Annotated in this window: 6 protein-coding genes and 1 pseudogene; all 7 read left to right on the top strand. The window is 58.8% G+C overall.

The window, feature by feature from the left end; translation table 11 throughout:
- Positions 1-649: type 2 periplasmic-binding domain-containing protein (locus PACILC2_RS22835; protein WP_504739391.1), on the top strand; the 649-nt coding region annotated here is incomplete at its 5' end.
- 98 nt (positions 650-747) lie between these two features.
- Positions 748-3,138: a DUF4091 domain-containing protein gene (locus PACILC2_RS22830; RefSeq protein ID WP_244863770.1), complete on the top strand. Its 2,391-nt coding sequence runs from the start codon at positions 748-750 to the stop codon at positions 3,136-3,138.
- A gap of 41 nt (positions 3,139-3,179) precedes the next feature.
- The gene (locus PACILC2_RS22825; RefSeq protein ID WP_213531064.1) at positions 3,180-3,989 is read left to right on the top strand and encodes an MBL fold metallo-hydrolase; all 810 of its coding nucleotides are present in this window, start codon (positions 3,180-3,182) and stop codon (positions 3,987-3,989) included.
- Between the two features lie 174 nt (positions 3,990-4,163).
- Positions 4,164-4,890, top strand: a pseudogene (locus PACILC2_RS22820) (amino acid ABC transporter ATP-binding protein).
- A 51-nt stretch (positions 4,891-4,941) separates the two neighbouring features.
- Complete coding sequence (locus PACILC2_RS22815) at positions 4,942-5,814, top strand: transporter substrate-binding domain-containing protein (protein ID WP_372447211.1); 873 nt, start codon at positions 4,942-4,944, stop codon at positions 5,812-5,814.
- 27 nt (positions 5,815-5,841) lie between these two features.
- Entirely contained in the window at positions 5,842-6,495 is a 654-nt protein-coding gene (locus PACILC2_RS22810; protein ID WP_213531060.1) for an amino acid ABC transporter permease, read from the top strand.
- 13 nt (positions 6,496-6,508) lie between these two features.
- Positions 6,509-7,162, top strand: a complete 654-nt coding sequence (locus PACILC2_RS22805; RefSeq protein WP_062490849.1) for an amino acid ABC transporter permease — start codon at positions 6,509-6,511, stop codon at positions 7,160-7,162.
- Positions 7,163-7,421 lie beyond the last annotated feature (259 nt).

The raw sequence follows: 7,421 nt of genomic DNA, 5'->3' as shown, positions 1-7,421 counted from the left end.
GGCGCATCGGAAACGAACAGTCCGCATGCCATCAGCGGGGTCAACAGTTACAATCGATCGCGCGCGCGACGCTGATCGGACCGCACGGCGACCGGATTTTTCGCGGGCCCGTTCCCCGCTTATCGATGCCGGCGCTTTCGTCATCACCGACAAGAACGAGCATCCGGAAGCGACGGTGCGCTGGATCGATTACTTCTACAGCGAGGAAGGCAGCAAGCTGTTCTTCATGGGCGTTAAAGATTTGAGCTATATCGAAAAACCGGACGGCACGCTCGAATATACGGAAGCGTACCAACAGGATCCGTCGAAGTTTGTCTCCTGGGCGGGCGGTTACTACCCCGCCATGCTGACCGCGAACACGTTCAAAGGCGGGGAAGCGACGCCGGAGAGCATGGAAGCGGCGGCCAAAGTCGAAGCGCAATGGCCGGAGGAAGTATGGCCGGCGTTCACGTACACGCAGGAGGAACTCGGCCGGTTTACGCCGCTTCACACGGACATCAACAAATATGTGGACGAAATGACGGCGAAGTTTATATTCGGCGACATTCCGTTTTCCGAATGGGACAAATATGTGAGCACGATCGAAAAAATGGGGCTGGATCAATATTTGGAAATCTACAAGGCGGCATACGAACGGTATAAAAACTGATTCGCCGGCCGGCGCATGAGCGGTTTCCCCGGGGTGCCGGAAACCGTCCCGGGGGCCGCAGTCATATATATTAAGCAAGTCATGGGGAGGGAATTGATTTGTTTCATTTGTTTCGATTACGCAAAGCGGCGATCGCCGTTTTGGCCGTTGCGCTGTTGCCGGGCTTGCTTATGCCTTCCGTCCATGCCGGGAATGAAGAAGCGCCGTTCGAAGTATGGGTGCCGACGAATACGGACAAGGTGATGCGGGACGAGCCGTTTCCCGCGGAAGCCGGCAAAGCGATGAAGCTGGGAGCGGCCCGCAACGAATATGAAGCCGGCCAGGTGATCGTCAAGGCGGCCGGTGCGCCGCTGCGCAAGCTGCAAGTATCGGTCGGCGATCTGAAGCAGACGGACGGCCCCGCCAAAATCGGCGCGGAGCATATCGAGCTGTTCAAGCAGCATTATATCGAAGTGACAACGTTGACGACGCCCGCTTATCCGAAAGGCTGGTATCCGGACGCCCTCATTCCGCTGGACGGCAAGCTGGAGGTGGAGACCGGCCATAATCAGGGAATCTGGGTCAAAATCTACGTGCCGAAGGGACAGCCGGCCGGCGTCTATACGGGCCAAATTACGCTGCACGAAACGGGGAAGCCGGTCCGCATCCCGGTCGAATTGACGGTATGGGATTTCGAGCTGACCGATGAAAGCCACGCCAAGACGGCCTTCGGCATCTGGGGCGGGCCGATTCAGGAGGCGCACGGCAATGTTCAGGGAGAGGAAGCCTGGCGGTATATCGAGAAGTATTATTGGGCTTCGGTCGAGCATCGCCTGACGCCGGGATATTTGCCGATTCCCGACACTGATATCGACGAATATGTGGAACGCGCCCCGAAGTTCGTGAACGATCCGCGGGTGTCGGCATACCGCCTGCCCTATTACAAGGATGCGCAGGGCGAACCGGATACCGAACGGATCAAGCTGCTCGTCGACAAGCTGAGGGAGCGGGGGCTGCTCGACAAAGCGTACTTCTATGTCAGCGAAATCGACGAACCCGTCCCGCATCCCGGCGCTTCGAACCATTACGACAGGGTGAAGGCCATCAATGAAGCGCTGCAGCAGGCGGCCCCGGACGTCCCGCATCTGGTGACGATTCAGCCGCTGGAAGAGCTGCTTGGACATGTCGATATTTGGACGCCCGAAATCGACAAGTTCGATGCCGGATTCGCCGAGGAACGGCAGGCTGCAGGCGAAAGCGTATGGTGGTATACGAGCGTCTTCCCGAAGCATCCGTTCCCGTCCTACCATACGGACGACGATCTCGTCGGCACGCGGCTGCTGGCCTGGATGCAGCGCGATTACGGCGTTGAAGGGACGTTGTATTGGGCGACGACCCAGTTTCAGAAGTACGATTCGGGGCAGAAGAAGTATGTGAGCCGGGACGTATGGAAGGACCCGCTCGCGTTCCCGGGAGCCAACGGCGACGGCTACCTGTTCTACCCCGGCACGGAAATCGGCATCGACGGCCCGGTCGGGACGATCCGTCTGGAAGTGCTGCGGGAGAGCATGGAAGACTACGAATATTTGTGGCAGTACGAGCAGCGGCTGCGCCGTACGGCTGCCGAGCTTGGCATCGAGGACGATTTCCCGTACCGGGCCGCGATCCGGCCTTTTTACGACCGGCTCTACGAAAATGTAAGGTCGTTTGCCGAAGAGCCCGCGAATGTGCTGGAAGTCCGCGGCGAAATCGCGCGGGAAATCGTCGCGCCGCAAGCGGTGCCGGCGCTCGTCACGGTCGATTCGCCTGCGGCGGGAGTCCGGGACGTTGCGGTTTACGCCGCCAAAGGAGCGGAGGTGACGGTGAACGGCCGTCCGGCCGAGTTGGCCGAACAAGGTCCGGCGTATGACAAATATACGGTGCGTTTGGAGCTTGCGCCCGGCTTGCACGATGTCGACATCATCGTAAACCGGGACGGCGCGTCCGAGGCGATCCATCGCAAGCTTGCCGTCCGCGAGCGCGTCGCGCCGTATGTGATCGGGCTGAACGATGCGGAAACGGCTGCGGCGATCAACCGGTTCACCTCTTCCGCGGTCGGCCTGAGCCTGTCCGCCGAGCATGCGACAGAGGGCCATTACGCGATGAAAGCGGACTTCTCCGCAAACGTCAACTTCCCGAATTTCCGTCTGTTCGAGGCGGGCAAAGGGTTCCGCAGCGCCGACTGGTCGAAATTCGAAACGCTGGAGTTCGATGTGTTCAATCCGGGAGGCACCGCCCAGTTCTATGTGAAATTTCATGGGCTGAACGGCAAGACGGACGATTCGTTCATTCAGATCGTGCGTTCCGGCCACGGCAAGACGATCCGGATCCCGCTGCGGCAGGTCAATCTGGACTTGACGCAGATCAAAGGGATTGAAATTTGGATGTGGCGGAGCGCGCTGCCCCAAACGCTTTATTTCGACAACTTCCGCTTCACATCGGTCGCGGAGCAAGCTCCGATGACACCCTAATTTAAAACGAAAAGAGTGATGCGGTTCATGAAGCTGACTTTTTGGGAACCGGAGCGGCCGAAGGCATCCCTTCCCCGTTCTGCGATTGCGCGACATGCGACCATGCCAGGGCGAACGGCGGCCGTAACGTCCGGAAACGCCAAAGCGTTCTGGTTAACGATGACCTGCTGATCGACCTGGGACCGGATCTGTTCGCTTCCTGCGCTCAGCTCGGACTGTCGTTGTGCGGCGTAAAGACGCTGCTCGTGACGCACAGCCATATGGATCATTTCGATCCGAACAATTTGCTGCTGCGGACGAAGCCGTTCCGTCTGGCGACCGAGCTTCCCGAGATGGCGATGATCGCCGGACCTTCCGTCTGGATGAGGTGGGACGGGCGCGGCGGCGCCGACAAGCAGGCGGATATCCGCCGGACGACGATCGTTCCGGGCAGGTCGAGGCAAGCCGGGGCGTATACGATCCGCGCGATCGAAGCCTGCCATCATTTGCGGGTCGGAGATGCGATGAACTATGTGATCGGGGACGGGAAGTCGATGCTTCTGTACGCATCCGACAGCGGTTTGTACGAGGAGCATGTATGGAAAGAGCTGGAGGGGACCCGTTTCGACGGTGTCGTAATGGAAGGAACGATCTGGAAGCATCCGTCCGGCCGGGAGCATCTGAATGAAGGGGATTTCCGGCTTATGCTGAACCGGCTGCGCGGGATCGGGGCGATCGACGGCCGGACGGTCGTCATCGCGACTCATTTCTCCCATCAAGGGGTCGGCCCCCATGAAGAAATCGCCGAGAGCGTCAAACGCGCCGGCGCCATTTGCGCTTACGACGGGTTTGTCGTTTCGATCGGCGAATAAGCATCAGAGTTAGAGCTGTCTCAGGCGCAAGCTTGGGGCGGCTTTTTTTATTTTTTGGTGATTTAGGTAGATTTGCAGAACCGTTGTAGCAAGGTTGATAATTAACCGCAACTATGTTCCATATAATGAATTATCAACCTCATTAATATATAGAGGAGGGAAGGGAGGGAATCCATGATCGCATTCCGGAAGGTGAATAAGCATTTCGGGCGTTTTCATGTGTTGAAGGATATCGATTTGGACATCGCCAAAGGGGAAGTAGCCGTCGTGATCGGGCCGTCCGGTTCCGGCAAAAGCACGCTGCTTCGCTGCGTCAACGGTCTGGAAAAATAACGGACGGAGAGCTGACCGTCGGCGGCAAGCGGGTAAACGACGCCAAGACCGATATCAACAAGCTGCGGAGCGAAATCGGCATGGTGTTCCAGCATTTCAATCTTTATCCGCACAAGACGGTGCTGGACAACATCACGCTTGCTCCGATCAGGGTTCGCGGCGTTCGACCGAAAGAAGCGAAAGAAACCGCCATGTATTTTCTGGAGAAAGTCGGCATTGCCGATAAGGCGGACGCTTATCCGTCCCAATTGTCGGGCGGCCAGCAGCAGCGCGTCGCCATTGCCCGCGCGCTCGCGATGAAGCCGGAAATGATGCTGTTCGACGAGCCGACGTCGGCGCTCGATCCGGAAATGATCGGCGAAGTGCTGGACGTGATGCGGACAGTGGCCCGCGAAGGGATGACGATGATCGTCGTGACGCATGAAATGGGCTTCGCCCGCGAGGTGGGAGACCGCATCTTGTTCATGGACGACGGCCGCATCGTCGAAGACGCGCCGCCGGCGGAATTTTCGCCCATCCGCGCGAAGAGCGCGCCCGACTGTTTCTGAGCCGCCTTCTCCATCATTAATCATTCATGATTAATCATTCTGAATGAAAAGAGGGGATCGTATTGAACAAAATGAAACGACTGCCGCTGCTGGTGCTGGCCGCGCTGCTGGTCATGCTTGCCGCCGCGGGCTGCGGCGCCTCGAATAATCCGGGCGGCGACGCCGACGCCGGCGGGGACGGCAGTGCGAATGGCGGCGAAGGCGGCGGACAGACGGAAGCGGGCGCGAACGCTCTCGAAGCGATCAAGGAACGGGGCAAGGTCGTCGTCGGCGTCAAGTTCGACACGAAGCTGTTCGGTCTGAAGGACCCCGGCACGGGCGAAGTGGAAGGGTTCGATGTCGACATCGCCAAGGCGATCGCCAAGAAGCTGACCGGCGACGAGGCCAATGTGGAACTGAAGGAAGTGACGTCGAAGACGCGCATCCCGATGCTTAACAACGGCGAGATCGATATGATCATCGCGACGATGACGATTACCGAGGAGCGGAAGAAGGAGGTCGACTTCTCGGACGTTTACTTCAATGCGGGACAGTCGCTGCTGGTGAAGAAGGGCAGCCCGATCCGCAGCATCGCCGACGTGACGAAGGATACGCAGGTGCTGGGCGTGAAGGGCGCGACTTCGATCAAGAACATCGAGGACCGCGTGGAAGGCTTGCGCGTCAAGCAGTACGAAAATTACCAGGAAGCGTTCACGGCGCTGCGCGCCGGCCAGGGCGAAGTGCTGACGACCGACAATGCGATTTTGTACGGGATGGCTCAGCAGGACAGCAATTACGAGGTGGTCGGCGACATTTTCACCGACGAGCCCTACGGCATCGCCATCAAGAAAGGGGAAGCCGAGCTGGTGCAAGCGGTCAACGACATTCTGTCCGAACTGAAGTCGAACGGGGAGTATGACGCTATCTATGAAAAATGGATCGGGGAGAAGCCGCCCGCCGAATAAGCCGCTTTAAATCGGGGAGGGGCGCGGATGATCAATATAACCGTTTTGATCAACTATTGGGACTTGTATTTCGAAGGCATTCGCAATACGATAGCGGCCAGTCTGCTCGCCCTGGCCGGCAGCTTCGCGCTCGGCACGCTTGTAGCCGTCATGCGCATCGCGCCGGTCCGGCCGCTGAACTGGGCGGGCGCGGCATACGTCGAGTTTTTTCGCAACATACCGCTGCTGCTGGTCGTCTACTCGTTCTATTTCGGACTGCCGGCGCTTGGCATCGTGCCGAACGAATTCATCTCCGGGACGCTCGGGCTGATGGTCTACACCTCGGCGTATATCGCGGAGGCGATCCGCGCCGGCATTCTGTCGGTGCCCGGCGGACAGACCGAGGCCGCCCGCTCGTCGGGACTCACCTATACCCAAACGATGCGCTACGTGGTGCTGCCGCAGGCGATCAAGATCGTCATTCCGCCGATCTGCAACCAGTTTCTCAATCTCGTCAAAAACTCGTCCATTCTCGGCGTCATCGCCGGGCTCGATCTGATGTATTTCGGCGATCTCGTCAATGCCGAGACCTACGATACGGTCAGCACGTACGCATTCGTCGCCATATTCTATCTTTTTCTGACCATTCCGCTCAGCTTCGCTTCGCGCGCGCTGGAGCGGCGGTTGGCGAGAAGCGGGTAGGGAGGGGCGGCGCATGGATTTCGGGAAGGCGTATTCGCCGGATAATTTGAAGTTTTTGCTGGAAGGCTTCGGATTGACGCTATGGCTCGCGTTCGTCGCGATCGTGCTCAGCTTCGTCATCGGCTGCTTGCTCGGGGTGCTGCGTTATGCGCGCATTCCCGTGCTGTCGCCGGTCGTCGGCATCGTCGTCGAGACGGCGCGCAACCTGCCGCTGCTGCTGCTCATCTTCTTCGCCAGGTTCGGCTTGCCCGAGCTCGGCATTCAGACGAATATGTTCGGGGCGGCGGTGCTGGGACTGACGGTATTCGAGGCCGCGATGATCGCCGAGGTGGTGCGGAGCGGCTTGCAGTCGGTGGAGAAAGGGCTGGTGGAAGCGGCCCGTTCGTCGGGACTGAGCTATACGCAGACGCTGCGGCACATCGTCCTGCCGATCGGGCTTAGGCGGATGGTGCCGCCGATCGTCAGCCAGTTCATATCGCTCTTGAAGGATACGTCGCTGACGGTCATCATTTCGCTGGGCGAGCTGATGCATCACGCCAACATTGTTATGGGGCAGGGGCCGGAAGTCGTCTTTCCGATCCTGCTGCTCGTCGCGGTTTTGTATTTTGCCGCCAATTACGGGCTGTCACTGCTTACCAGGCGGCTGGAGGTGCGCAAGACGGCATAGCTCGATTGGGGGCGATTGAAGCTGCTTTGCACGCTGATTGCGATGATTTGTTTGGCCTCGCGCTGATAGGACCTGATGCATGCAGCTGGCGTTGATGCACGCAGCTTTGCTTTGCGCTGATTGCGATGATTTGTTTGGCCTCACGCTGATAGGACCTGATGCATGCAGCTGGCGTTGATGCACGCAGCTTTGCTTGCGCTGATTGCGATGATTTGTTTGGCCTCACGCTGATAGGACCTGATGCATGCGATGCAACTTG

It is taken from the genome of Paenibacillus cisolokensis (assembly GCF_018403665.1).
GTDB classification, from domain to species: Bacteria; Bacillota; Bacilli; order Paenibacillales; family Paenibacillaceae; genus Paenibacillus_AH; species Paenibacillus_AH cisolokensis.
Note: the sequence above shows the minus strand (reverse complement) of the source record. Positions and strands in the feature narration are given on the sequence as shown.

Coding starts and splice junctions, on each gene's coding strand:
- PACILC2_RS22810 (WP_213531060.1), top strand. CDS start 5,842: ATGATCAATATAACCGTTTTGATCAACTATTGGGACTTGTATTTCGAA.
- PACILC2_RS22805 (WP_062490849.1), top strand. CDS start 6,509: ATGGATTTCGGGAAGGCGTATTCGCCGGATAATTTGAAGTTTTTGCTG.
- PACILC2_RS22815 (WP_372447211.1), top strand. CDS start 4,942: ATGAAACGACTGCCGCTGCTGGTGCTGGCCGCGCTGCTGGTCATGCTT.